The organism is Acinetobacter sp. ATCC 27244 (assembly GCF_000156555.1).
Classification (GTDB): Bacteria; Pseudomonadota; Gammaproteobacteria; order Pseudomonadales; family Moraxellaceae; genus Acinetobacter; species Acinetobacter haemolyticus.
Genome location: NZ_GG665963.1, coordinates 60,763 through 86,445, shown reverse-complemented (window position 1 = coordinate 86,445; position 25,683 = coordinate 60,763). Strand labels below are relative to the sequence as shown.

Genomic DNA, 25,683 nt, shown 5'->3' with positions numbered 1-25,683 from the left:
TTGGTCAGTAACTGATATAACTACAATGGTGTTATAGATCTTATTACGATGGCATCAGTTGAGCTTTTTTTATATGAATGTGGAACAGCTAGAAAAAACCTTAGTCGCAAGTCAATATGCAGAACAAGTTTTAAATTTATACGCATTACAATTAGAACAAGATTATGCAGAAGATCAATTTCTTCGCTCACTTTCGACGGAAAATATTTTTGACAAGGTTCAACATGCTGTTGCAGATATAAGTGATGAACAGGCTTGGATGAAAGCCTTACGTATCTTACGTGCTAGATTGATGTTCCGCTGGATTTGGCAGGATGCCAATCAACTTACAGATGTTGTGACATTAACTCGAGAGTTATCAGACTTTGCTGATGCTAGTATTTGTGCGGCAAAGGCATTTGCATTGCTTCCTTTGATTGCCAAACATGGCGAACCGATTGGATATTCAGGTCAGTTTCAAGATTTGATTGTGATCGGTATGGGGAAATTAGGCGCACAAGAGCTGAATTTATCCAGTGACATTGATTTGATTTTTGCTTTTGACGAACAAGGTGAAAGCAATGGTCGAAAAAGTATCGATGTGCAGCAATTCTGTATTCTGTGGGGACAGAAACTGATTTATTTGCTGGATCATATTACTGCTGATGGCTTTGTTTTTCGTGTCGATATGCGCTTGCGTCCGTGGGGGGATGGCTCGGCATTAGCCATTAGTCACAGTGGTTTAGAAAAATATTTAAGCCAGCATGGACGAGAGTGGGAACGTTATGCATGGATTAAGGCACGGGTCATCACAGGGGGGCAAGCTGGCGATGATCTGATGGAAATGTCTCGTCCATTTGTATTTCGCCGCTATGTGGATTATTCCGCATTTGCTGCAATGCGTGAAATGAAAGCCATGATCGAACGTGAAGTCATGCGCCGCAATATTGAAGATGATATCAAGTTGGGTGCAGGTGGGATTCGCGAAATCGAGTTTATTGTTCAAGTTTTTCAGTTGATTTATGGCGGTTCGAGACGTGAGTTACAAGATCGTCAATGTTTGGTGAACTTACAGCATCTTGGACAAGCTGAGTTGCTGGATGCGCAAGCGGTTATTGATTTAGAAGATGCTTATTTATTTTTAAGACGGGTTGAGCATGCCATTCAGGCCCTGAACGATCAACAAACACAGTCCTTACCAACAGAGCCAGATCTGAGACAGCGGATGCTAGATACGTTGGGCTTTGCCGATTGGTCTGCTTTTTTAGCTGAGCTCAATCAGAAACGAGACAAAGTTAAAGTTCAGTTTAAACAGTTGATTCAGGAAAAAGAATTCTCTGCGCCGATTGATGATTTTATCCAATTGGAACAGCAATTGAATGCAGTGCTAGATACTGATGCGCAAAATTTGATTCAGAATTTTTGGCATGGGCAAGCATTACGCAAGATTCCAGCCAGTGCGCTAGAACGATTAAAGAAGTTCTGGCCACATTTGATAGAAGCCATTTTACAGTCAGATCGGCCACAAGTGGCATTATTGCGTTTAATGCCATTGGTGGAGTCGGTGTTACGCCGCACTGTGTATTTAGTGATGTTGATGGAAAGTCGTGGAGCTTTGCAGCGACTCGTAAAAATGGCAACCGTGAGTCCGTGGATTTGCGAGGAACTGGCGCAATATCCTGTGTTATTAGATGAGTTCTTATCGATGGATTTTGGCTTGCCACAACGCCAAGATTTAGAAGATTCGTTACGCCAACAGTTATTGCGCATTGAAATTGATCAAGTTGAAGATCAGATGCGAGTGTTACGACTCTTTAAAAAGAGTAATGTCTTAACGGTTGCTGCCAGTGATGTATTGGCAGAAAGTCCGCTAATGAAAGTATCTGATGCCTTAACTGATATTGCAGAAGTTAGTGTACAGGCCACATTGAATTTAGCTTATGAAGCAGTCGCACAGCGTCATGGTTATCCACTCAGCAATACAGGTGAACGTTGTAGTTTAGATGCCAAAGGCTTTGCTGTGATCGGTTATGGGAAATTGGGTGGCATTGAACTTGGTTATGGTTCTGATCTTGATTTAGTGTTTATTCATACCTTTGAAGAGCAAAGTGAAACGGATGGGCGTAAGTCAATTAGTGGCGCTGAATTTGCAATTCGTGTTGCACAAAAGTTCATGTCTTTGATGACCACACAAACTTTGGATGGTCGTGTCTATGAAATTGATACACGTTTGCGACCTTCAGGTGAAGCAGGAATGTTGGTGACAAGCCTCAAGGCTTTTGAGCAATATCAGCAGAAAAGCGCATGGTTGTGGGAGCATCAAGCATTAGTTCGTGCGCGCTCTATCGCTGGTGAGAAGGCATTATGTCAGCAGTTCGAAAAGGTGCGTTGTCAGATCCTAACCCAAGTCCGTGATGAAAATATGGTACGTGAAGAAGTGATCAAAATGCGTCAAAAAATGAAAGATCATTTGGGTTCATCTTCTGAGCAAAAAAAACATGGGATTTTTCATTTAAAACAGGACTCAGGTGGTATCGTTGACATTGAATTTATGGCACAGTATGCGGTACTTGCATGGAGTGGGACGAATCCAGATCTCGCCCATTATTCCGATAATGTAAGAATTCTAGAAGATGCTGCTAAAGCAGGCTGCTTATCCAGTGAAGATGCCACAGCATTAATCCACGCTTATCTCCGTGAACGAGCTGAGAGTCACCGTCTAGCGCTTGCAAATCAATCTATGCAAGTCAATGCTGCGGATTGGCACGATACCCGTGAGATCGTTTGCAAGTTATGGCAAAGATTAGTTGATCCAACTGCAATAGCATTGGAAAGTGAATAATTGTGTAGAAAAAAATGGAGTATGTGCGATGAGTTTGGCTGATCGTGATGGTTTTATTTGGCAAGATGGAAAATTAGTTGATTGGCGTGATGCAAAAATTCACGTCTTAACACATACACTGCATTATAGTATGGGTGTCTTTGAAGGTGTTCGTGCTTATGAAACACCAAATGGAACAGCCATCTTCCGTTTGCAAGATCACACTAAGCGTTTATTAAATTCAGCAAAAATTTATCAAATGAATGTGCCATTTGATCAAGCGACATTAGAACAAGCACAAATTGATGTTGTGCGCGAAAATAAATTGGCATCTTGCTATTTGCGTCCGCTTATTTGGATTGGTTCTGAGAAGTTGGGTATTGCTGCAACTGAAAATACAATTCATGCTGCGGTTGCGGCATGGGGTTGGGGTGCATATCTTGGTGAAGAAGCAATGGCGCAAGGTATTCGTGTAAAAACCTCTTCATTTACGCACCATCATCCAAACGTGACTATGTGTAAAGCAAAAGCATGTGGTAACTACACTGTTTCCATCTTGGCACATCAAGAAGTGGCACGTGCAGGTTATGACGAAGCAATGTTGCTTGATCCTCAGGGCTTTGTATGCCAAGGCGCGGGTGAGAACGTATTCTTGATCAAAGATGGTGTCTTACATACACCAGATTTGGCTGGTGGCGCATTAGAGGGGATTACTCGTCAAACCGTGATGACCATTGCGAAAGACTTGGGTTATGAAATCGTTGAACGCCGTATCACGCGTGATGAATTCTATATCGCAGATGAAGCTTTCTTTACGGGTACTGCTGCTGAAGTCACACCAATTCGTGAATATGATGACCGTCAAATCGGTTGTGGTTCACGTGGTCCGATCACCACTGAAATTCAAAAGACTTTCTTTGATGCCGTACAAGGTCGTAACGACAAGTATGCACATTGGTTAACTTATATCAAATAAGCTTAATCTATGATTAAAGCGAAGCTTAGGCTTCGCTTTTTTTATGCTAAAACTGTCAATAGATTGCAACCAAACGATCATCAATCTTTCATTTAACTCAATTAGCTTGATCTATAAGCAAAATTAAAAAATAGAGTAACAATGAAAATTACGGTGGTTGGTGCTGGGTATGTGGGCTTATCGAATGCCTTATTATTTTCCAAACAACACGATGTGATGATCTTAGATATTGATAAGGCTCGAGTGAAGCAAATCAATCAGAAAGTATCTCCGATCAGTGATACCTGTATTCAAAATTATTTATCCGAATCTCATGTTGAGGCGACTTACGATAAGACTTTGGCTTATCAAGATGCTAAGTTGATTATCATCGCAACGCCCACCAACTATAATCCTGAAACGAATTATTTCGATACTTCAAGTATCGAAGCCGTGATTAATGATGTGCAGGCTATCAATCCCAAAGCATTGATGTTAATCAAATCAACAGTTCCTGTCGGTTATACCCAAGAAATCTCGAAAAGACTCAAATTAAAAAATCTGATTTTCTCTCCTGAGTTTTTACGGGAAGGGCAAGCTTTGCAAGATAATCTCTACCCTGCTCGTATTATTGTTGGTGAGAAATCAAGACGTGCAGAGAAAATTGCCAAACTGTATCTAAAAGCCACGATTAAAAAAGATGCGGTATTGCTATGTGTGGAGTCCACTGAGGCAGAGGCGATCAAACTATTTTCTAATACCTATTTGGCGATGCGTGTTGCTTTCTTTAATGAGTTGGACACCTATTGCATAAAAAATAAATTAAGTGCATTAGATATTATTAAAGGTGTCGGGTTGGATCAGCGAATTGGCGATCACTATAATAATCCGTCCTTTGGGTATGGTGGTTATTGCTTACCGAAAGACACCAAGCAGTTGCTCGCCAATTATCACGAAACACCACAAGAACTGATCTCAGCAATTATTCGATCCAACCAAACACGCAAACAAGCGATTATTGAAGATATTTTAAGCCGAAATGTTGCATGTGTTGGGATTTATCGATTAACCATGAAAGCTGATTCAGATAATTTTAGAGAGTCTGCGGTGCATGATGTACTTCAAGGTCTAGCTGATCATGGGATCAAAATCGTGATTTATGAACCGACGCTGGATGTAAAGGAATATTTAGGTCATCCGATTGAGTTTAGTTTGCAAAAGTTTAAAAACCAGTCGGATTTGATCATTGTGAACAGAATGGTGCCAATGTTTGGGGATGTGATGGAAAAAATCTATACGCGAGATTTATTTGGTGTGAATTAGTTTTAAAAATAAACCCACGCTAATGCTTGTTGTTTGACGAATTTATAATAATCAATTTAATCATGCCTATGCTAAGATAGTTGGTATTCGGTGCATATTATTTAAAGCTTGCGATTTGGATGCGCCAAGCAAAAATACGATTTCAGGCATTCAAGGTTATCAAATGGTCGATATTCAACAAAATTCAGAAACACACGAAGAAAATATTATTTTGTGTATGAAGTGGGGAACCAAATACGGTGCTGAATACGTCAATCGTTTGTATAACATGGTGAAACGCCATCTTACATTGCCATTTAAGATGGTGTGTTTGACCGATCGTACAGAAGGCATCGACCCAAATGTTCAATGTTTCCCGATTCCATCCCTAGACTTACCTGAGGGTTCGCCTGAGCGTGGTTGGAATAAATTATCTACCTTTGAACCTGATCTGTATGGTTTAAAAGGCAATGCGCTTTTTCTTGATTTAGACGTGGTGATTGTCGACAACATCGATGGTTTTTTTCAGGCACCAGGTGAGTTTTTAATTATCCACGATTGGAAACGTCCATGGCGTGTGACGGGAAATAGTTCCGTGTATCGCTTTAAACTCGGCGAATTTTCTGGAATTTTGCCGTATTTCCGTGAAAACTTTGATGAAATTCGTCAAAAATTCCGCAATGAACAAGAATATCTCTCTTGGTTTGTACACAAAGAGGGCAAGTTGAGTTATTGGGATAAAGATTGGTGTAAGAGTTACAAATACCACTGTTTAAGAAAAGTACCATTTGCGTATTTCCAACCGCCAATCAAGCCGAAAGGTGCAAAAATTATTATTTTCCATGGTGAGATTAACCCACCTGATGCAGTTTCTGGTGGTGGTGGTAAGTGGTATCGCTATGTATTGCCTTCTGATTGGATCAAAGAGTCTTGGCAGTAAGCAAGACGGCATCATTACAAGAGTTTGATTTATGAAAGATACAATACAACCTATTGATATCGTAATTGCTTGGGTGGATGGAAATGATCCTAAGTTAAAAAACAAGCGTCAACAATTTATAAATCAAACTGCACCGTCAAATGCTTTAGATGCAACGCGTTTTGCGAGTAATGATGAAATTTATTTCTGTATTGCCTCCATACTCAAATTTGTACCGTATTGCGGGAAAATTTATGTAGTCACTGATCAACAAACACCACAATGGCTGGATCAGTTTGAGCAGCAGAATCTCTGTGAGAAAGGCAAGATTAGAGTGGTCGACCACACGGAGTTGTTTAGAGGATACGAATTTGCATTGCCGACGTTTAATTCTTTAAGTATTGAAACGATGCTTTGGAATATACCGAGTATTTCAGATTATTTTATTTATTTAAATGATGATTTCTTCTTTAATCAACCCTCTGATCTACAAGACTTTTTAATTGATAGTCAAATGGTGATGTATGGGCATTGGGAAAGTAATCTAGTAAAAAAAATCAAATATATTGTTAGAAAGTTTGTGCAAAATAAATTTGGAAAACTGGCACAACCCTCATATACAATGGCGCAAATGTTAAGTGCAGATTGTGTTGGCATGTCTCAATATTTTGAGATTCACCATCGTCCGCATATCTTGAGTCGGATACTTCTATGCAATTATTTTGAAAAAAATATGCAACAATTACAGAAGCAAATTAGCTTTAAATTTAGGAATATCGATCAGATATTACCTGTAGGTTTATCTAATCACCTAGCGATTAAAAATGACCAAGCAATTCTCAACGATGATGTTGAAATCGCTTATTTAAAAGATCATCGTGATTTAGAGTCGTTTACTCAGGCTCTATCAAATCCTGATATTAAATTTGGTTGTATCCAAAGTTTGGACCAACTGCAACAGAATGATGAACAGCATATACGCCATGCACTTATTCATAAATTTAAAGATGTTTTGCCTAGTCAGATCCAAGCGACGATAGCAGGATAAGCAAAGGAAGATCGGATGAAAGTTGTTACTTATCTCATAAATCTAGAGGGTAGTGATCAGCGTTTAGCAAATGCGACAGCTCAGTTGCAACAAGCGGGTTGGGCATTTTCTCGTTTCCCTGCTTATGATGGGCGTGGTAAAGCATTATCCGAATTTGAAAATTATGATGATGCAGCAGCCCAAAAAATATTAGGTCGTAGTTTAATTAGTTCTGAGTTGGGGTGCTATCTCAGCCATTATGGTTGTGCTAAAAAATTTTTAGAAACGGATGCGGATTATCTTGTTGTCCTTGAAGATGATATTCAAGTATTACCAAACTTTAAACAAAAGCTTAATTCATTAATCAGCTATCTTGATCAGCATAAAGAACTCGAATGGTATGTGGTGAATCTTGCTGCAAAAAAGAAGAAATTGGCAAAAGACATCGTTCAGATTGATGGTTATACAATCTGGCATGCCTATTACTTTCCCATCCGTGGTGTAGGATTAGTATGGTCAAGAGCAGGTGCTGAGGCATTTGTTGAGCTTGGTAAAACCATGCAAGTGCCAGTCGATATCTTTTTTCAAAGCTGGTTAAGTAAAAATGGCAAAGGATTGGGGGTGTGGCAGCCTTTTGTTCAGCCTGCTGGGATTGATAGTGATATTTTAGGCACTGTGGCAACACAGGGTATTCAACGTAAAGCACTGGAAAATAGAAGTGCTTCACATGGTTTTAAGAAGCAGAAAAGAATGTGGCGTGACCGTTTTTATGCGATTAGGAATTTACTCTCTTAAACGCTGTAATTATGCGAGTAAAAAGTCCTTTAATGTATTCATTTTATAGCTGAGTATTTAAATGAAAATCTTTAATAAATTGTTTTATCTAGTGAAATTTCATTTGATGTATTCGTATAAAATTAGGCATAAAAACAAAAAAATTGATAACTATGCTGGGTTACTCACATTTAATCAAACAGAGGAAACTATAGTTTTACCAAAAAAGTTATGGATGTATTGGGAAAACGATATTCCTGAGTTTGTTGAGAAATGCATTGATCGGATGCGTGAGAAGAATCCTGAATATGAGGTTTTTGTACTTAATCCAGAGAATGTTAATCAATATAGTCATATTGATTTTAGCCAACTTAAAGATGCAACGGCCCAGCAAAAAGCTGATTTACTTAGATTTGATCTAATGTACCATCATGGAGGGATTTGGCTGGATGCAAGTATCATCCTATATGACCGTCTCGACTGGATTTCGGAGCTTATGGTTGAAAAAAAGACCGCGAATTTTGCTTATTACCGTCGTAAAAATACTACTAATTTGAATTTCCCTGTGTTAGAAAATTGGTTATTAGCAAGCGTGGGTCATAATATTTTCTTTAAACAATGGTATGAAGAATTATATTTAGCAATTCAACAAACACCTAAAAAGTATATTCAGAATATTAAGGCAACTGAATCAAATACAAAGGACATTTTTCAACAGATCAGTAATTTAGAATATTTGGTGGCATATGTTGCTTGCCAAAAGATTATGAGAAAAAATTTTCCGAGTATTAGCTTGATTGATTGTGATGAAAATGCATTCTATTACCAAGTCAAAAACAGATGGGTTAAAGAAAAAATATTAATTAACATGGCGATTAATTATCCAGCCGATGAACATCCTAAATTGATAAAACTGGCAGGGAAAGAGCGTAACTATTTATGCCAGTTCTATAATAAAGGGATGTATTTTGAAGGGTCTTTAATTGATATTTAATTTAGTTTTATAAGGGCTACTCCCAAATAAATTGTTTTAAGGTCTCGTATTTTGCTTGTTGCTCGAAGTATTCGGCAGAAGCAAGCCTATGATCGAGATATGTCTACCATCCAGAGAATATGGGATTGTATCTGTAGCCATTTGATCTGATCTAAATAGTTCTTGTTGGGTGAGTAATATTGTATTTGGGTGTTTGCTTACGATCTCGTTAATGATTTTTGTTGCTCGTTTTTGTTCAGTGGCTTTCGGGTTATTCATATAACTTTGTAAGTTCAGATCTCGATGCAACCACATGGCTCTTTTAAAAAGTAGGCTGATGTTTTTATTAAAAGCATAAGGTTCAGACATTACGATGACCTTTTTATGATGTTTTTCAGCGACCTTAAGTAATTCAGAAAAACCATTTTGCTGGTTTTGCTGTACGATGTCAGACCAACGGCCTGCGAATATCAACACATCGTATTGATCTATATGTTTAGATAAATACTCACGATTTAATAAGCACTGTTGATACGCTGTAGATTGTTTGTTCCCTGTAAACTCTTTATTAAGACTTGGATAACACCAGTTTGTCGTAATGGCTTGTATATTTAAGTTCAGCTTCTTTCCAATCTGATCCCAAAACGGGCTATTGTGACCTGCAAATGAATCTCCAAATAACAGTGCCGATTTTGCATTTTTCTGTTCTGAAGCAATTGAGCATTCAAATCCTTGTGAGCCTACTTTGAGATTATGGTTATCTTTAATATTATAAAAACACCACCCATTTTCAACACTTGGCATTTGCATTTTGTCTAGATTAGAGGGAGTGTTAGATTTTTCTCGACTTGCAAGACCATTTTCTTCTATATGTTTATAGATTGGATAAAGTAAGAGTAGGGTGGAAATAAACAATAAATATATATGCCCTTTTTTGAGCTTTTGTAGGGATTTTCGACTACCTTCGATGTATTTATAACTTAACCACCCCAAGAGTAAAGAGAGTCCGAGGGAGAGACTTAAGCTAATAAAATTTAATTTAATAAAAAAATAATTCAATAAGAAAAATACAGGCCAGTGCCATAAATAAATAGAATACGATGCACTACCAATGTTTTGGATGAATTTTGCTTGAGTGAAAATTGAATTTTGACGATTAGCAATTAAGATGAGCATTGTACCCATCACTGGTAATAAGGCTAAAAAGCTTGGCCAAGGTGTATTCTGATTGTATAAAACTAGACTAAGAAGAATAAAGGTAAAACCCAAACCTTCACTGAGTTTTTGTAGTGGGGCAGTGAGTTGTTTATTATTAAAGTAGTAATATACCAAACCTCCAGCAACTAGTTCCCACGTACGCGTTGTCAGCTTAAAGAACCCATACATGGTATCTTTAGCTGTCATTAATGTTGAAAATGATAGGGAAGCAATAAGTATAAGACTTAAAAAAATACCAATATATTTTAATTTTTTATCAAATTTTGCATAAATAAAGAGCAAGAGTGGAAATAAAAGATAAAACTGCCATTCAACCGAAAGAGACCAAGTGTGAAGTAGAGCTTTATCATGTGTATCGGCAGCAAAATAATCACCAGCTTGGCGATAATAAAGATCGTTTGATAGAAAAGTCAGACTGTATCGTGCATCTTTAGCAAAATTCTTAAAGTCTTCTGGAATAAAAATAAACCAACCCAGTATGGTAAGAAATACAATAAGGAATAAAAGTGCTGGAAATATTCGTACAATTCGAGCGAGATAAAAATCTGTAAAAGAAAGCTGCTGCTTATACAGTTTTTCAATGATAATTTTTGTCATCAGATAACCTGAAATGACGAAAAAAATATCAACGCCAAGATAACCAGCCGAAAACCCAAATATTTGGAAATGGAAAAGTACAACTAAAATTACAGCATAAGCTCTTAATCCATTAATATCATTCCTAAAAGTATTGATGCTCATGCAATAAGTTTTCTAAAAAAAGAGTAATTGTATGATTTATTTCATAATGACTGGATAATTAGATTGTATTGATTTTTTTAAAAGATTCTATGGCACTTGTGGGGGAAAGATTATAAACCTGAACTTGGTGCTCTATAAAGAATTCAGCCGCAGCATCAAAAGCGGGAAAAATTAAATGTAGGTATTGATCTAACATTGTCGGCTGTTTGTTTTCTATACTCTCATAAAAACGTGGCTGAGAAAAATTATTCATATCTAATCCAGCGATATAAATTTCTTTAAAACCAATTGCATATGCGACTTGTAATGCCACATATGGTACAGTTAAATAATCAAATACTGCATTGAATATATTCGTTGAAAAGCCAAATTCGCCATATAAGTGAAAATAAGGTTTTTCTAAATCTAGTTTGTGCTTTTTACCCATGAATGGTTCAACAGTTTTATCTTGGAAAATAGTCTCGATGATTTTGATTTCGCACTTAATTTGACTTGGGTCAATTCTTTTTAAAATGATGTCTAAACATCGAGGCGTTGTGAAAAATATACAATCACTGTCCAGAACTTTTAATATTAGATCGAAACGCTTAGTCGTAAAATTAAAATCAATAATTACGTAATATTTAAAGTGAATGTGATCTAGTGAAATAGCACCATTCACACCAATATAGTCATAGTCAGGATTGGTCAGAAAACGTTGATCTATATCTTTGACAGAAGGCCCAGTTGCAACCAATACACAGGTATTTTTTTGACTTTTAAATGGTTTTGTATGATCGGCAATTAATTTTTTATTAAAAAATAATTGCTCTAAGTCACCTTCGCTATTGCGAACAGTCTTGTAGTATGGCCAATAGCGGCGATTATGTTTATATGCTTTGGAATGGAAAGACTTATAAAGGAACTTGAAAATATTTTGTGTAATACGATTGAAAATCTGTTGCATCGAGTTTACTCAGGTATAAGTTTACCACCATAGGATGGAGGATAGACTAAAATTAATCTCTTAATTATATGATATTTTTTATTATTAGCGCGATTGTGGGAGAGTGAATCTGTATTGAATATTTTAACACTACCTCTCCATCGTATATTGTTTAAAAGAAGTAGTGTTATTGTAGCTGCGAAAGCATTAATCATCTAAAGAAAATTTCTTTTTTCCTTTAAATACAGACTTAAGCGATTGAACTGAGCGATTAAACCAGTTCGCCTCTGCATCTGGACGGGTTACTTTGTTGCCATGATAGTTGACCTGTGTTGCTTTTGAAAAATTACCGAAAGGAGTGATCGTATAGTTTTCAGGGCGATACCCATTTTCAAGAGCTTCTTGGTAGTATTGATCAAATAATGCGACAAGGTCTTCACGTGGGTGCGGCATGATTTTCCCATCAAACCAATGCTTTTGCCCAGATGCTTCAAGGCGCGGTAAGGCATATTTATGACTAAACTGTGTACCCATATCAGAGTAATGCAAAATTTTAATTTGCTCAATTGGAAGACCTTCACCATCAATATTGTTGTATGAATCTTGATAAGGTTGAACAAGTTCAGGCTTTTCTTTGATGAGCTGCATCAGTTTTTTATGTCCCTCAGGATCTGCTTGTAGTTCTTTTAATGTAGGCAAATGTTGTTTTGCTTTTTCACAGTCCCATACACAGGTGCATAAACGAGCAGTACTCTTTCCACCCTTTGCGATCACGATCGCATCATTACTCAGTGGATGTGACCATAGCTCAGCAATATCACATAAAACAACGACATCCGCATCCATATAGATGGCACGACCTTGAAAGTTGCATGACTCAGGGATTGCCCAACGGAAACCTGAGAATGGAGTTGCCCATTTTTCTGTATGCCAACCTTCTCGAGTTTCTTGATTACTGTACCATGGACTTTTAGGGTCATGGCTTAATTGCATCCAAACAATTTCAACAGGGTGTTGGGTGTGTTTTCGAATGCTGTAATCTAAAACCATCATTTGTTCTAAATCACAGTTGTTGGGATCACAACCCACAAATACTTTAATTACTTCATTGTTCATATCTGCAATCACTTCATTATTTATAAAATCAATGCAGTAAGTAGAAGATAACATCTAAAAGAACTGCATGATAAATTAAAAACTAACATTGTAAGTCTATCTTTTCAACATGACTAGCATTGATGTGTATTGTGAACAAATCAACGCAGGATTTCGATATTGGTACAAATGTGTTTTACTTTGTTGTTGTATTTACAAGATAGAATATGAATAATACTTAGATTTTAATATCTTAATGCATTGTGGCACGTTGTTGCTAGTGAAGATTATACTATGAAGAATTATGTGATCAGCCTTACTTATGCGGATCAGCGTCGCGATCATATTTTATCGATTTTTCAGAAACAGGCGATAGATTTTTGTTTCTTTGATGCTGTCACGCCTGCCACGATGGAGCAGATTGCAAATGTTTTAGGACTTGATATAACAAAAACAGATCTTGCTAAAAGTGAAGTGGCTTGTCTATTAAGTCATGCTGCATTATGGCAAAAGGCAATCGATGAAAATTTGAGTCATATCGCAATTTTTGAAGACGATATTCATTTAGGAGAAGAAGCTACTATTTTCTTAACTAAAAGTGATTGGATTCCTGAGGGCTGCTCAATTATTAAGTTGGAAGCTTTTTATCCTAAAGTGGGGGTAGACTCTTCTTTTAGAAGTTTGCCTTCAAAGCGTAAATTATCTTTATTAAAGACCGTACATATGGGGTGTGGTGGCTATATTCTATCGCAGCAAGCAGCTCGTGATTTACTCAATTTATTAGCAACTTATGAACAGTTGATTCCAGTTGATCATATTGTTTTTAAAGACTATATGACAAAGTTCCCTAATCAGATTTTCCAAATGCTACCAGCACTTTGTATTCAAGATCATCTTTTGGGACAGCATGTTAACTTCCCAAGTTTTTTAGAAAAAGATAGGAACATTCGCAAAGGAGAGTACGAATATCAAATTAAGCCTAAGCTTAACTTTGTTCAAAAAATACAACGAGAGAGACTGAGACTCTCGGCGCAAATAATTAAATTGTTGAAAGAGTTTGTTTTAGTGTTGAAAGGAAAAAGGCTCACAAAAGTTAAGTTTAAATAATCACTTTGAAAAGATAAGATTATTTTTTATATAATTCATCTGAAGCATTCTCGCCCCTAAACCTTTTATATCCCCACATATATTCTGTAGGAAAGCGGTTGATCATCTGTTCAACTGCTTTATTCAGTGCAGTCGTTGCAGCCTCAATATCTCGATCATAGAGTTGAGGATCATTAAGATCATCACAGTAGACTTCAAAACCTTCATCATCTTCGCGACGAAAACAGCTTAAGCCCACTAAACGGCATTGAGTTTTTTGTGCCATTTTACTCGCAAGTGTACTCGTGAGGCAGGGAATTCCAAAAAAAGGAACCACAACACCACCTGAAGGTTGGGGTACATGATCGGGCAGAATCACACTAAATCCGCCTTGTTTTAGGTTTTTAAACAAGGCTTTTACCCCATTGGCATCTGTTGGAACCAACGTTGCATTGAGTCGCTGTCGAGCATGTAAAGCAAAAGCATTAAAGCCACTATCTTTCATCGGTTTGTACATGATGGTGGGGATACCGTATTGGTGTACCCAAGCATTCATCATTTCCCAAGTTCCAAGATGTGGTGTAATGATTAAAGCACCTTTAGGATCGGTGAGTGCATCGGTTAAGACTTCTAAATTATGCACAGTATGAATTTGCTGGATACTCCACTCAGGAGGCATTGCCCAGCATTTTCCAGATTCAATATAGCTGAGACATTGCTTGGTGACGCTTTCCCGAGCCATTTTTTCTTTTTGATCGATCGTTAGCTCTGGATAGGCGAGAGCTAAATTGATTCGAGTTTTCCATAACATACTTTTGTTTGGATTTTGATTGATAAAGTATGCCGCCACTTTTGCAATACTACGTAAAAATGGTAAAGGTAAAACTCGAAGCAAGGTACGATAAAAGGACATGTGAATTAATCTTGCTTATCCGCATTTCCTTTGAGCACCATATAAATCAGTGCTGCAAAGATCAGTAAGGCGCCGGCTAAGCTACTGACACAAAAATATAAGATGCGTTGATAAGTGGTCATATTGAAGAGTTCATTCGACAAGATGTAACGCATAAGGAACCATTGCGCGAGTGAAAACACAATAATAACAATGGTATGTCGACGAACATCTGGACGCATAGCCATGGGCAGATACCTTCAATAGAAAACTGGCTTATTATGCCATTAAAGAGAATCAATCTCAATTTACAACAAAGGCGCTGTAAACAGCGCCTTTATCTCACTTAAATCATTAAGCTTCTTTCTTTGCTTGTTCGCGTAAACGAATACCTAAGTCACGCAATTGGTTTGCTTCAACTGGTGCTGGTGCTTGCGTCAATGGACATTCTGCTGTCTTGGTTTTTGGGAATGCAATTACATCACGAATAGAAGATGCACCTGTCATCAACATGATCAAGCGATCAAGACCAAATGCTAAACCACCGTGAGGAGGTGCACCGTAACGCAATGCATTGAGTAGGAAGCTAAATTTCTCTTCAGCCTCATCTTCGCCAATACCTAAAGCTTCAAAAATCGCTTTTTGCATTTCTAAAGTATAGATACGAAGTGAACCACCACCGATTTCAGTACCGTTCAATACCATGTCATATGCAACAGAAAGTGCTTCACCTGGATTGTTCTTCACTTCTTCAACACTTGATTTAGGCAGTGTGAATGGGTGATGCACAGACGTCCATTTGCCATCATCAGTTTCTTCAAACATTGGGAAGTCAACAACCCAAAGTGGTGCCCATTCTTTTGTTGCAAGATTGAGGTCATGACCGATTTTGACACGAAGTGCGCCCATTGCATCGTTTACGACTTTGGCTTTATCCGCGCCAAAGAATACGATGTCGCCGTTCTCAGCACCAACACGTTTTAATAGATCAAGTACGATTGGCTCGATAAACTTAACGATTGGTGATTGTAGACCTTCGATGCCTTTTTCAAGCTCGTTAACTTTAATATAAGCCAAGCCTTTTGCACCGTAGATACCGACGAATTTGGTGTATTCGTCAATCGCACTACGTGGTAGTGAACCAGCACCTGGAACGCGTAACGCAACAATACGACCTTTAGGATCTTTCGCAGGGCCAGCGAATACTTTGAACTCAACGTCTTGCATTAAGTCTGCAACGTCAACCAATTTCAATGGAATACGCATATCCGGTTTGTCAGATGCATAGTCACGCATTGCGTCCGCATAGGTCATACGTTCAAATTTATCGAATTTTACATTCAATAATTCATCGAACATTTTAACTGTTAAGCCTTCCATTAAATCCATGATGTCATCGTCACTCATGAACGATGTTTCAACGTCGATTTGGGTAAATTCAGGCTGGCGATCCGCACGTAAATCTTCGTCACGGAAACATTTAGCGATTTGGTAATAACGATCAATACCGCCAACCATCAACAATTGTTTGAACAACTGTGGTGATTGTGGAAGTGCATAGAAGCTACCATTTGAAACACGGCTTGGAACCAAATAGTCACGTGCGCCTTCAGGAGTTGCACGCGTCAAAATTGGTGTTTCAACGTCTAAGAAACCATGATCTTCAAAATAGTTACGGATCAAATTGGTTACTTTAGAACGGAAGCGTAAACGTTCTAGCATTTCTGGACGACGAATGTCCAAGAAACGATATTTCAAACGAATTTCTTCAGAAATATTGGTGTTTTCATCATTCAATGGGAATGGAGGAGTTTCAGAAGCAGCAAGTACTTCGATTTCTTTACCTAAAACCTCGATTTGACCACTGACCATGTTGGCATTTTCAGTACCAGCATAACGACGGCGAACACGACCTGTAATTTTTAAAACGAATTCAGAACGCGCTTTATCAGCAGTTTCAAATGCTTCTGGGGTATCTGGGTCGATAACCACTTGTACGAGACCATCACGATCACGCATATCAAGGAAAATTACACCACCATGGTCACGGCGACGGTGGACCCATCCACATAGAGTAACTGTTTGATCGATTTGGGCTTCAGTAAGAGAGCCACAGTAATGAGTGCGCATCATATTGAATTATATATCCAAACTATATTGGCTAGAAGGTGAATGCGTAAACAGCGCAGCACCAATGAAGGGGAGATTATGCCTTGTTGAGCGTCTTGTCTCAAGTCTTAAAATATGTAAACAGATGCTTTGAGAGAAAACTAAGCCTTATAAGCTTTACGATCTAAAAATAATAACAGGAGACATGCAACCGTAAACAAGATGAGACCAGTCTGTGTAAATTCATTGATCGATTTTCCAATGAAAAAATAAGGTTCACTCAACCAGATTTCAGACGCAATATGACGGCTATAATCCCAAATGGATAATAGCCCGCCAAGGACTGAAATAATTAAACTGACAACTGCGAAAGTTTTAATTTTTTGTGGAACCAAGCTGTTTTGCTTGTGACTTTGATAGTAATGCCAACACATCCAAAAAATAAAAGGGAGGGCGACAATAGATGAACCAATTTGTAAGATAAAATGCAATGGATAAGTAAAGCCGAACAACGAGATGTGCTGAGCAAGTACAGTTTTAAATGCAAAGGTGCGAAAGTCGAGATGCGTTAGTCCATCCCAAATCAAATGTGTTGCTGTTCCAATGATAATCGCAAAGCAACTCATCAAGCTAAAAGCAATAAAACTGTCAAATGAATGAATATTTAAATCATCTCGAATTACAAATAGTCGATAGAGGACGGGACGATAAAGTAAATACCAAAGTAAACAAAAGAATAGGCCAATGGGTAGATTTGGAAATAAAACCCCTGCCCATTGATGGGTAAGAGCAATGCTTTCGGGTGTAAACAACCGATATAAATCTGGTGTCATACAGCCGATCGCCAAGGCTGCGATTGGTAAATGACCTTTGCTGAGTTTGGATAAGGGAGGTGCAAGAACAGCGTGAGACAAGGTAAATGGCATATTGTTATAAAACAAGTTTTATAAAATCATGGAGTCACAGTGTAGCAAATGTTTTTTTCAGCTATGTTTTTTATTGCAAAATAAATGAAATGTTATAGTATAACAATCAATATTTGAGCTGATCCGAGACACGGTATGTCATTTTCAAAAAATATTTTAACCTTATCTATACTTGCTGCTGTATCTGTATCGGCACTTGCAGCAGAAAATCAAAAAGTCCAAACGCTAGAAACGATAAGAATCAAAGCACATCCACTTGAGCAAACTTCACAAGATTTTGCGGTTGCAGATACAGTGGTTGATCAAAAAACCTTGACTGAAGGTGCCGTTACGATTGGGGATGCACTTGCCAGTGAAGTTGGCATTTATTCCAATCAATTTGGTGCGGGTTCTAGCCGACCTGTAATCCGTGGGCAAGATGGTGCACGTGTTAAGGTGCTTCAAAACTCTTCAGAAAATATCGATGTTTCTACATTGTCGCCTGACCATGCTGTGACCGTTGATCCTGCGCTTGCAACACAAGTAGAAGTAATTCGTGGACCCTCTACCTTATTATTTGGTGCGGGTACTGTGGGCGGTTTGGTCAATGTAAATGACAGTAAACTCCCAACAAAAATGCCAGAAAAAGGCTATGAAGGTAATGTAGGGCTACGTTACAACACAGGCAGTGACGAAAAATTAGCAAGTGCGGGCGTAACTGTAGGATTGGGAGATCAATTTGCATTACGTGTTGAAGGTTTAAAGCGAGAAGCTAATGATTATATTGCACCGAACTATTTCCATGAGGGTGAAAAAGAGCGTCGTGTAGATAATACTTTTGCTGAAGGACAAACGGTAAATGTAGGATTATCTTGGATTTATGATCGTGGTTTTACAGGAATTTCATATAGTAACCGTCAAGATAAGTACGGTTTACCTGGACACAGTCATGAATATGAAAGTTGTGATGCACATTTAGTTGGTCGACCACATTTACATTGTGGAGACCATGGTCATGACCACGGACATGATGATCATGATGACGACCATGGACATGATGACCACGATCATGATCATGAGCATGCACATGGTGGACCATGGATTGATCTAAAATCTGAACGTTATGATTTCCGTACAGAATTAGATGATCCGTTCGCAGGCTTTAAAAAGATGCGTGCTCAAGCAAGCTACACTGATTATCGTCATGATGAAATCGAAGAGGATACCATCACGACTCGATTCAAAAATAAGGGTTATGACGGACGTTTTGAGCTGGTTCATAATCCACTTGGGGCATGGGAAGGGGTAATTGGAACTCAGTACAGCCAACAGAAGTTGACTTTAACTGGTCAAGAAGCTTTCTTGGCACCAAATACCACGAAGAAATGGAGTGTATTTGCTTTAGAACATGCACAATTCAATGATGTCCATGTTGAACTTGCAGCACGTGCGGATAAACAAAAGATTGATATTGATGATTCAAGCAAGCAAGATTTTGACGGTTCAGCCTTTTCTGTTTCAGGTGCGGCAAATTGGGAGTTTGCACCGAATTATAAACTCTCTTTTGTTACCTCTCATCAACAACGTTTGCCACTGGCACAAGAGCTATATGCAAATGGCAAACATTTTGCGACCAATACCTATGAGTTAGGTAATGATCAGTTGAAGAAAGAGAAGTCAAATAATGTAGAACTAGGTTTCCATTATGACGACAATATATTTGATTACCATGTTCACGTTTATCATAACTGGTTTGATGATTATATCTTTGCACAGACATTAGATCGTTATGAAGACTTCCGCTTGGTTGAGTACACCCAAGATAAAGCTCGTTTCTATGGTGCTGAAGCTGAGGCTGGTTATCAAGTTTCACCAATCTATAAAGTGAGCGTATTTGGTGATTACGTTCGTGGCAAAATCGACAATGAGAACGCGCCTCGTGTACCCGCCGGTCGTTTAGGTACTAAAGTCAAGGCTAACTTTGGCGACGGATTTAGCGGTTCTGCAGAGTATTATCATGTATTCCAACAGGATAAGATTGCTGCATATGAAACCGATACGCAAAGCTACAATATGGTTAATCTCGGTGTAGCTTATTCTGGTCAATACAGTAGTGCAGGTGATTATCGTGTATTCCTAAATGCCAATAACCTATTGGATGAAAAGGTGTATCAACATGCGTCTTTCTTATCAACAGTTCCACAAGTGGGGCGTAACTTTACAGTGGGTGTGAATTTTAGTTTCTAATTTTTCACTTAAATCTTATTGAAAAATCAAAGTATAAGCTCTAGCCTTAAACCATTAGGCTAGGGCTTTTTCTTTTTATATGCGTATCTTCCAACGAATCCATCAAAAATTAAACTGGTCAGGTCGGCGTTACATGGCAGTCATATTAAGTATTTTGGTGATTGGGTATCTTGCTTCTGCAATTTACCACACAGTAAAACCACTTCCGAAAGGATTGGATTTTACTGGACCACTTCGCCATGCCAATGTGAAATTTTTAGCGGATCAAACCTATCTAGATACGCAGGGACAGCAACAGGTTGATCAACACATTTTTGATGAAATGTTGCAACTGATTAACGAGGCTAAAACCACCATTGTGCTGGATATGTTTCTTTTTAATCAGGAAGTCGGAAAGTCAAAAGTCCAGCAGCGCCCATTAATGCAACAATTAACAGATGCGTTGATGGCCAAACGTCAAGAAAACCCACAAATACAGGTGGTGCTGATCACGGATCCAATTAACTCGGTTTATGGTGGGATTGCTCCAACACATTATGCTCAATTACGCCAAGCAGGTATTCAAGTCATTGAAACAGACTTGAAACCCTTGCGCGCCTCAAATCCATTATGGTCTGGATTTTGGTATATCTGTTGTCAGGACTTAGGGAATAACCCAAATCGAGGATGGTTAAACAATCCATTCGGTGAGCAAAAAATAACTTTGCGTAGTTATTTATCGCTGTTTAATTTTAAGGCCAATCATCGTAAAACCTTGGTTGTGGATACAGATTCAGGTTGGAAAAGCTTGGTCACTTCGGCAAATCCACATGATGGCAGTTCGCGTCATAGTAATGTTGCACTAGTCGTAGACGGCGCAACAGCAATAGATATGCTGCAAACAGAGCAAACGGTTGCACAGATGTCACAAGGGGGAAGCCCGATCGTGATTATGGGCGGCCTAACTGAAGATAAAAGTCTTCCTCAAGTTCAAGTACTGACTGAAAAAGCAATTTACACAGCTGTTCTGAAAATGATTGAAGGCACTAAGAAAGATGAATATTTAGATGTTGCAATGTTTTATCTGTCTGAAAGAAAAATTATCAATGCGTTGAAACAGGCACAACAACGGGGTGCAAAGATTAGGATTATTCTTGATCCCAATAAAGATGCTTTCGGACGTCAGAAGAATGGCATGCCTAATCGACAAGTCGCTTCTGAATTGAATGCTGCAGGCATTCCAATACGTTGGTGTGATACCCGTGGCGAGCAGTGTCATAGTAAAATGTTATTAAAATACGATAAACAACATGCCGAGTTGATTTTGGGTTCTGCTAACTTAACCGCACGTAATCTAAAAAATTATAATCTCGAAACCAATATGCGAGTGTTTGGTTCTACACAAGCGCCAGTGTTTAAAGATGCTCAGCAGTATTTTGATTCATCGTGGGAGAATCAGAATGCACGTCAAATCACGGTTGATTATGTAAAGTATGCGGATGAATCGAAAGGAAAATACTGGTTGTATCGCTTTATGGAGTGGTCAGGTTTATCGACTTTTTAATGCTTATACCCCCCTCTTTTGATAAGAGGGGGTGATATTTCTTTAGGCATTCGGCGGGATCAACTGATCCAAATCTTTATCTGCAAGTTGCTCTAATTCGCTTAGGTCTGTTTGAATTTTCCATTGTCCTACTTCGTCTACTGGATTGGGTAAACGTGCTTCTAACCAATCACAAATCACGTCTGGATTAAACTCAGGATGATTGCATTGAATTACCCAAGCCAAAAAGTCTTTTGGCTCGCCATTCATATACGGTGGGGGAGAGACTGGGAAAAACTGTGTAGGTAAACGTTCATTGGTCGATAAATAATTCAGTACATGTCCGAGTTCCTGAACGGTTTGCCATGCGAGTGGATGTTCTACATCGATATTAAATTTAAACCACCATGCATGTTGACCATCTGAGCCATGCGCAACAATACGTGATTCTTGAACGCTAGGAACTTTACAAAAAAATTGATAGAGGCGATCAAAGTTCATTTCTGACACAGCTATTGACTCAAAACTCAAAAATAGATTCTAGCACATTCTAAAAGTCAGCTAAAAAGTGTCTCCTTATTTCATCCTAAATCAAATTGAAATAGCAAACAATGTAACAGTCTCTGTAGATTTTTTGTTCTAAAATATTGTAATGATAGTCCTTATGAGGATAGGGCAATGCTGCAATCAAAATATTATCGACATGGTATGATCGGTTTGCTGAGCTGCTTTTCAGCGATGACTTATGCTGATAATGCATGGGGTGGTTATAGTGGTGTAGAACGTCGGTCTTATCATCAAACTACACCTTCTTATCAGCAACCTGCGCAAGATCCTTTTGCATTTTCTAATCAGCGCTATACGCCAACTGCTCCACCTAAAGGCTATTACTATCAACCTTATCAAAATAGCCATCCATATCCGCGCTATCCACAACCTCGAGTACGAATAGAATATTATCCTGATACACAAACAGAATATCGCTATCGCCGTGAATCGTTTGTTGTTGGAAATGCATTACCTGCTGAGTTTAGAAGTGAACGTTATGTGGTGCGAGATTGGGGATATTATTCATTACGTGAACCACCACGAGGCCGCCATTGGGTTGTGGTCGATGGTCGTTACTTTTTGGTGACGGATGATAATTACACCATTGAAATTATCCGTTGATATGCTTAGTGTACCAATAATGGACAGCTTCAATCAGTCTCCATAATTTCTTGGAAATGATTACAAAGTTTTGCAATGTCCAAGCTTTTGTTCATGGTTTCTCCCAGAGTTTCTTTTAATCTGACTTCAGATCAAAGAGCAGAGGATCAAAGAATGAAAAAGACATTAGCACTACTAGTTTCAACAATAATGCTAGGCATGTCTGCATGTGCTGTGGCATAGCCGTCAAACCAATGGAAACATGATCATAGAGATCGTTATGACCATCGTTACGACCGTTATGACCATCGTAAAGACCAACGTAAGCCACCACATTGGTCAAATGCGGATCGTGGGAATCATTATGGACAACGTATTACATTTAAACGTGGTGAACGTGTACCTTCTCAGTTCCGCAATAGCCGTTATGTGATCTCTAATTATCGTCAACATCGTTTATATCAGCCACCACGTGGTTATCAATGGATGAAGATACAAGGTCGTTATATCTTAGTTGATTCTAAATACCGCGTGTATCGTGTCGCATAAACTAGAGACAAAATTCAAGCAGGCTGTGGCCTGCTTTTTTTTTATGCTAATTCGTCATCTTGGGGTTTCGGGATTTTATTGGCGGACACAGTATGTTCTTGATCTTTACCGCGAAGTACTGATGGGTAGTGCCATGATGCAAAACGAACTACGAGAATTGCAAAAGCTAGGATTAGAATCGAACCAGTAATAATCACAAGATCCATGGATGCCTTATGATGGTGCTGAATGTCGGCAATCAATAAGCGAGTCAGAGCGGTAATGGCAATATAAATTAAAAAGCGAACAGGCATATGATTGGTTTTGAAGTAAATGCCAACCATTGCTCCCAGTTCAAGATAAATAAATAGTAGAAGAATGTCATCGATGCTTGCATATTGTTTGATGGTGAGCATCTCAATTACAGTATGCACGGCTGACCATGCGATCATGCAGCCAATGATGAATAAGGCAATATAATGAAAAGCCTCAACCGCATAATGACCAAAACGATCAGACAAGCGTTGTAAATTTTCCAGTTTTTTATCTTTTTGAGTAGGCATTGCAATAGTGACTCTCAGCGCGATGATAAGTCTGTTATGCAATTTCTATGCTGTTTTATAAAATTTGATGAAAAAAAGCGCCTGAATATTCAGACGCTTTTTGTTCAATTCAGTGATTAAGCTTGATTTGTGAAATAGTCTTCACTAAAGCTCATGATTAAGTCAGAACCAGCTTCAACTTTCTTAATACGTGATTCTAGTTCAGGTAAAATACGTGTTACGAAATATTGAGCTAAAGCAAGCTTGCTTTGGTAGAAATCACCAGACTTGTCTTTCGCAGCAGCAGCGATTTTTGCGAACATATAGGCAAAGCTGAGTAAGCCTACAGCATGTAAATAATCAACTGCAGCTGAGTTCGGGAACTCTACATTTTCAGCAGCTTGTTCAATGATAAACTGAGTGACTGCTTCAATTTCTGTCGCTGCATCTAAAGTTGCATCTTTGATGAAGTTCAAATCTGCGTCTAATGTATTGGCAAAGTCACGGATTTCAGTGATGTATTCAGCGATAAATGCACCGCCATTTTTAATCACTTTACGACCAATTAAATCCTGAGACTGAACACCGTTGGTGCCTTCGTAGATTTGAGCAATACGAAGATCACGAATACATTGTTCCATACCCCATTCACGGATATAGCCGTGACCACCAAATACCATTTGTGCATCTAAGGTTGCTTGGAATGCAGTATCTGTGAGGTACGCTTTTGCAATTGGGGTTAACAACGCAACGCGGTCATTGGCTTTTTTCACTGCTTCTGGATCAGTTGAGAATTTAGTGATGTCGAGTTGCTGACCTACGTAAACTGCAAATGCACGAGATGCTTCATTGTTGGCACGAACATTGAGCAACATACGACGTACATCACCGTGAACTAAGATGCTGTCAGCCGGTTTGTTTGGTGATTGAACCCCAGCAGCGCTGCGACCTTGTAGACGATCAGTTGCATACTGTGCTGCATTTTGGTAAGCAAATTCAGAAGCACCAAGACCTTGGATACCCATCGATAAACGTTCATAGTTCATCATCACGAACATCGCTGCAAGACCTTCGTTTTCTTTACCAACGAGGTAGCCTTTTGCACCGTCAAAGTTCATGACACAAGTTGCAGAGGCTTTGATGCCCATTTTGTGTTCGATTGAACCAGGACCTACTGGATTGCGTTCACCTAAAGAACCATCATCATTTACAAGGTACTTCGGTACGATGAATAAAGAAATACCTCGTGAACCAGCTGGCGCATCAGGGGTTTTTGCAAGTACCAAGTGAATGATGTTTTCAGCTAGGTCGTTGTCACCGCCAGTGATGAAGATTTTAGTACCAGTAATATTATAAGTACCGTCTTCGTTGCGCTCAGCTTTAGTTTTGATAATCCCTAAATCTGTGCCAGCATGTGGCTCAGTTAAGCACATGGTACCTGACCATTCACCAGAGTAGATTTTAGGTAAATAAGTTTCTTTTTGCTCTTGAGATGCATAGCTGTTTAATGCCATACCTGCACCCACAGAAAGAAGCGGGTAGAGCAAGAATGATGGATTGGTTGCGAATAACATCTCATCAGCAAGAACAGTCAGCATTTTTGGCATTGCCTGACCGCCCCATTCCTCATCAGCACCTAAGCCAATCCAACCACCTTCAGCGTATTGACGGAATGCTTCTTTAAATCCTTCTGGTGTGAATACTTCACCGTTAACCCAACGTGCACCTTCTTCATCACCAGTACGGTTTAATGGGTGCGTAACGTTTTGGGCAAACTTTGCCATTTCTTCTAAAATTGCTTCGGCGGTTGCAGCATCTACATGAGCAAGATTCTCATTAGACTGCCAGAATTGTTCTGCTTTAAATACATCATTTAAGATGAATTTCATGTCTGCTAAAGGTGCATTGTAAATTGGCATAATCATTCCTTTTTACGCACATGTCATGTGCAAAGTGATCAAATAAAACGAACAA

21 protein-coding genes and 1 pseudogene are annotated in these 25,683 nt (G+C 38.7%); 12 read left to right on the top strand and 10 right to left on the bottom strand.

Going from position 1 to position 25,683, the window contains the following annotated elements; all coding sequences use genetic code 11:
- Window positions 1-73 precede the first annotated feature (73 nt).
- From glnE to HMPREF0023_RS13765, 7 genes are all read left to right on the top strand, one after another.
- Entirely contained in the window at window positions 74-2,821 is a 2,748-nt protein-coding gene (glnE, locus tag HMPREF0023_RS13795) for a bifunctional [glutamate--ammonia ligase]-adenylyl-L-tyrosine phosphorylase/[glutamate--ammonia-ligase] adenylyltransferase (RefSeq protein WP_008942377.1), read from the top strand.
- A gap of 28 nt (window positions 2,822-2,849) precedes the next feature.
- On the top strand, window positions 2,850-3,776 hold the full coding sequence (locus HMPREF0023_RS13790) for a branched-chain amino acid transaminase (RefSeq protein ID WP_005083358.1): 927 nt from the start codon (window positions 2,850-2,852) through the stop codon (window positions 3,774-3,776).
- 141 nt (window positions 3,777-3,917) lie between these two features.
- Window positions 3,918-5,078: a nucleotide sugar dehydrogenase gene (locus HMPREF0023_RS13785; protein WP_008942375.1), complete on the top strand. Its 1,161-nt coding sequence runs from the start codon at window positions 3,918-3,920 to the stop codon at window positions 5,076-5,078.
- Window positions 5,079-5,241: 163 nt separating this feature from the next.
- The gene (locus HMPREF0023_RS13780; RefSeq protein WP_026056342.1) at window positions 5,242-5,997 is read left to right on the top strand and encodes a hypothetical protein; all 756 of its coding nucleotides are present in this window, start codon (window positions 5,242-5,244) and stop codon (window positions 5,995-5,997) included.
- Between the two features lie 31 nt (window positions 5,998-6,028).
- On the top strand, window positions 6,029-7,024 hold the full coding sequence (locus tag HMPREF0023_RS13775) for a Stealth CR1 domain-containing protein (RefSeq protein ID WP_004675536.1): 996 nt from the start codon (window positions 6,029-6,031) through the stop codon (window positions 7,022-7,024).
- A gap of 15 nt (window positions 7,025-7,039) precedes the next feature.
- Window positions 7,040-7,798 carry a glycosyltransferase family 25 protein gene (locus HMPREF0023_RS13770; protein WP_005083352.1) on the top strand — a complete coding sequence of 253 codons (759 nt, stop codon included), beginning with the start codon at window positions 7,040-7,042 and terminating at the stop codon, window positions 7,796-7,798.
- Window positions 7,799-7,859: 61 nt separating this feature from the next.
- Window positions 7,860-8,771 carry a capsular polysaccharide synthesis protein gene (locus HMPREF0023_RS13765; protein ID WP_005083348.1) on the top strand — a complete coding sequence of 304 codons (912 nt, stop codon included), beginning with the start codon at window positions 7,860-7,862 and terminating at the stop codon, window positions 8,769-8,771.
- Window positions 8,772-8,807: 36 nt separating this feature from the next.
- Here HMPREF0023_RS13765 and HMPREF0023_RS13760 read toward each other — a convergent pair whose 3' ends face one another.
- From HMPREF0023_RS13760 to HMPREF0023_RS13745, 3 genes are all read right to left on the bottom strand, one after another.
- A complete protein-coding gene (locus HMPREF0023_RS13760; protein WP_008942373.1) occupies window positions 8,808-10,709 on the bottom strand; it encodes an acyltransferase family protein in 1,902 nt (633 codons plus the stop codon).
- 58 nt (window positions 10,710-10,767) lie between these two features.
- Window positions 10,768-11,655 (bottom strand): LPS biosynthesis protein, encoded by an 888-nt coding sequence (locus HMPREF0023_RS13755; RefSeq protein WP_005089159.1) that lies wholly within the window; start codon window positions 11,653-11,655, stop codon window positions 10,768-10,770.
- Between the two features lie 186 nt (window positions 11,656-11,841).
- A complete protein-coding gene (locus HMPREF0023_RS13745) occupies window positions 11,842-12,804 on the bottom strand; it encodes a hypothetical protein (RefSeq protein ID WP_004683144.1) in 963 nt (320 codons plus the stop codon).
- Between the two features lie 219 nt (window positions 12,805-13,023).
- On the opposite strand from HMPREF0023_RS13745, the gene HMPREF0023_RS13740 reads away from it, so the two are divergent.
- Window positions 13,024-13,836: a glycosyltransferase family 25 protein gene (locus HMPREF0023_RS13740; protein ID WP_008942371.1), complete on the top strand. Its 813-nt coding sequence runs from the start codon at window positions 13,024-13,026 to the stop codon at window positions 13,834-13,836.
- Window positions 13,837-13,855: 19 nt separating this feature from the next.
- Here HMPREF0023_RS13740 and HMPREF0023_RS13735 read toward each other — a convergent pair whose 3' ends face one another.
- The 4 genes from HMPREF0023_RS13735 to HMPREF0023_RS13720 all read right to left on the bottom strand — a co-directional run bounded on the left by HMPREF0023_RS13735 (window position 13,856) and on the right by HMPREF0023_RS13720 (window position 17,742).
- The gene (locus tag HMPREF0023_RS13735) at window positions 13,856-14,728 is read right to left on the bottom strand and encodes a lysophospholipid acyltransferase family protein (RefSeq protein WP_008942370.1); all 873 of its coding nucleotides are present in this window, start codon (window positions 14,726-14,728) and stop codon (window positions 13,856-13,858) included.
- A gap of 5 nt (window positions 14,729-14,733) precedes the next feature.
- A complete protein-coding gene (locus tag HMPREF0023_RS13730) occupies window positions 14,734-14,955 on the bottom strand; it encodes a hypothetical protein (RefSeq protein WP_004640773.1) in 222 nt (73 codons plus the stop codon).
- A gap of 106 nt (window positions 14,956-15,061) precedes the next feature.
- Window positions 15,062-16,840, bottom strand: coding sequence for an aspartate--tRNA ligase (gene aspS / locus HMPREF0023_RS13725; RefSeq protein ID WP_008942369.1), 1,779 nt, complete (start codon window positions 16,838-16,840; stop codon window positions 15,062-15,064).
- 137 nt (window positions 16,841-16,977) lie between these two features.
- Window positions 16,978-17,742 (bottom strand): DUF4184 family protein, encoded by a 765-nt coding sequence (locus HMPREF0023_RS13720; RefSeq protein WP_008942368.1) that lies wholly within the window; start codon window positions 17,740-17,742, stop codon window positions 16,978-16,980.
- 135 nt (window positions 17,743-17,877) lie between these two features.
- Between HMPREF0023_RS13720 and znuD the strand changes: the two genes are divergently transcribed.
- Window positions 17,878-19,968 (top strand): zinc piracy TonB-dependent receptor ZnuD, encoded by a 2,091-nt coding sequence (gene znuD / locus HMPREF0023_RS13715; protein ID WP_008942367.1) that lies wholly within the window; start codon window positions 17,878-17,880, stop codon window positions 19,966-19,968.
- Window positions 19,969-20,047: 79 nt separating this feature from the next.
- On the top strand, window positions 20,048-21,511 hold the full coding sequence (locus HMPREF0023_RS13710) for a phospholipase D family protein (protein ID WP_008942366.1): 1,464 nt from the start codon (window positions 20,048-20,050) through the stop codon (window positions 21,509-21,511).
- A gap of 42 nt (window positions 21,512-21,553) precedes the next feature.
- On the opposite strand, the gene HMPREF0023_RS13705 is transcribed toward HMPREF0023_RS13710, so the two are convergent.
- Window positions 21,554-22,000, bottom strand: a complete 447-nt coding sequence (locus HMPREF0023_RS13705) for a hypothetical protein (RefSeq protein ID WP_161401308.1) — start codon at window positions 21,998-22,000, stop codon at window positions 21,554-21,556.
- A gap of 168 nt (window positions 22,001-22,168) precedes the next feature.
- Here HMPREF0023_RS13705 and HMPREF0023_RS13700 point away from each other — a divergent pair, with 168 nt between their 5' ends.
- Both HMPREF0023_RS13700 and HMPREF0023_RS16360 read left to right on the top strand, forming a co-directional pair.
- On the top strand, window positions 22,169-22,660 hold the full coding sequence (locus HMPREF0023_RS13700; protein WP_008942364.1) for an RcnB family protein: 492 nt from the start codon (window positions 22,169-22,171) through the stop codon (window positions 22,658-22,660).
- 153 nt (window positions 22,661-22,813) lie between these two features.
- Window positions 22,814-23,188 (top strand): annotated as a pseudogene (locus HMPREF0023_RS16360) (RcnB family protein).
- 41 nt (window positions 23,189-23,229) lie between these two features.
- Here HMPREF0023_RS16360 and HMPREF0023_RS13695 read toward each other — a convergent pair.
- Window positions 23,230-23,730 carry a phosphate-starvation-inducible protein PsiE gene (locus HMPREF0023_RS13695; RefSeq protein ID WP_008942362.1) on the bottom strand — a complete coding sequence of 167 codons (501 nt, stop codon included), beginning with the start codon at window positions 23,728-23,730 and terminating at the stop codon, window positions 23,230-23,232.
- A 116-nt stretch (window positions 23,731-23,846) separates the two neighbouring features.
- The gene (locus HMPREF0023_RS13690) at window positions 23,847-25,628 is read right to left on the bottom strand and encodes an acyl-CoA dehydrogenase C-terminal domain-containing protein (RefSeq protein ID WP_017396023.1); all 1,782 of its coding nucleotides are present in this window, start codon (window positions 25,626-25,628) and stop codon (window positions 23,847-23,849) included.
- Window positions 25,629-25,683 lie beyond the last annotated feature (55 nt).

What these genes read in the sequence shown, in the direction of transcription:
- glnE (WP_008942377.1), top strand. Translation starts at nt 74, where the DNA reads ATGAATGTGGAACAGCTAGAAAAAACCTTAGTCGCAAGTCAATATGCA.
- HMPREF0023_RS13790 (WP_005083358.1), top strand. Translation starts at nt 2,850, where the DNA reads ATGAGTTTGGCTGATCGTGATGGTTTTATTTGGCAAGATGGAAAATTA.
- HMPREF0023_RS13785 (WP_008942375.1), top strand. Translation starts at nt 3,918, where the DNA reads ATGAAAATTACGGTGGTTGGTGCTGGGTATGTGGGCTTATCGAATGCC.
- HMPREF0023_RS13780 (WP_026056342.1), top strand. Translation starts at nt 5,242, where the DNA reads ATGGTCGATATTCAACAAAATTCAGAAACACACGAAGAAAATATTATT.
- HMPREF0023_RS13775 (WP_004675536.1), top strand. Translation starts at nt 6,029, where the DNA reads ATGAAAGATACAATACAACCTATTGATATCGTAATTGCTTGGGTGGAT.
- HMPREF0023_RS13770 (WP_005083352.1), top strand. Translation starts at nt 7,040, where the DNA reads ATGAAAGTTGTTACTTATCTCATAAATCTAGAGGGTAGTGATCAGCGT.
- HMPREF0023_RS13765 (WP_005083348.1), top strand. Translation starts at nt 7,860, where the DNA reads ATGAAAATCTTTAATAAATTGTTTTATCTAGTGAAATTTCATTTGATG.
- HMPREF0023_RS13760 (WP_008942373.1), bottom strand. Translation starts at nt 10,709, where the DNA reads ATGAGCATCAATACTTTTAGGAATGATATTAATGGATTAAGAGCTTAT.
- HMPREF0023_RS13755 (WP_005089159.1), bottom strand. Translation starts at nt 11,655, where the DNA reads ATGCAACAGATTTTCAATCGTATTACACAAAATATTTTCAAGTTCCTT.
- HMPREF0023_RS13745 (WP_004683144.1), bottom strand. Translation starts at nt 12,804, where the DNA reads ATGTTATCTTCTACTTACTGCATTGATTTTATAAATAATGAAGTGATT.
- HMPREF0023_RS13740 (WP_008942371.1), top strand. Translation starts at nt 13,024, where the DNA reads ATGAAGAATTATGTGATCAGCCTTACTTATGCGGATCAGCGTCGCGAT.
- HMPREF0023_RS13735 (WP_008942370.1), bottom strand. Translation starts at nt 14,728, where the DNA reads ATGTCCTTTTATCGTACCTTGCTTCGAGTTTTACCTTTACCATTTTTA.
- HMPREF0023_RS13730 (WP_004640773.1), bottom strand. Translation starts at nt 14,955, where the DNA reads ATGGCTATGCGTCCAGATGTTCGTCGACATACCATTGTTATTATTGTG.
- aspS (WP_008942369.1), bottom strand. Translation starts at nt 16,840, where the DNA reads ATGATGCGCACTCATTACTGTGGCTCTCTTACTGAAGCCCAAATCGAT.
- HMPREF0023_RS13720 (WP_008942368.1), bottom strand. Translation starts at nt 17,742, where the DNA reads ATGCCATTTACCTTGTCTCACGCTGTTCTTGCACCTCCCTTATCCAAA.
- znuD (WP_008942367.1), top strand. Translation starts at nt 17,878, where the DNA reads ATGTCATTTTCAAAAAATATTTTAACCTTATCTATACTTGCTGCTGTA.
- HMPREF0023_RS13710 (WP_008942366.1), top strand. Translation starts at nt 20,048, where the DNA reads ATGCGTATCTTCCAACGAATCCATCAAAAATTAAACTGGTCAGGTCGG.
- HMPREF0023_RS13700 (WP_008942364.1), top strand. Translation starts at nt 22,169, where the DNA reads ATGCTGCAATCAAAATATTATCGACATGGTATGATCGGTTTGCTGAGC.
- HMPREF0023_RS13695 (WP_008942362.1), bottom strand. Translation starts at nt 23,730, where the DNA reads ATGCCTACTCAAAAAGATAAAAAACTGGAAAATTTACAACGCTTGTCT.
- HMPREF0023_RS13690 (WP_017396023.1), bottom strand. Translation starts at nt 25,628, where the DNA reads ATGCCAATTTACAATGCACCTTTAGCAGACATGAAATTCATCTTAAAT.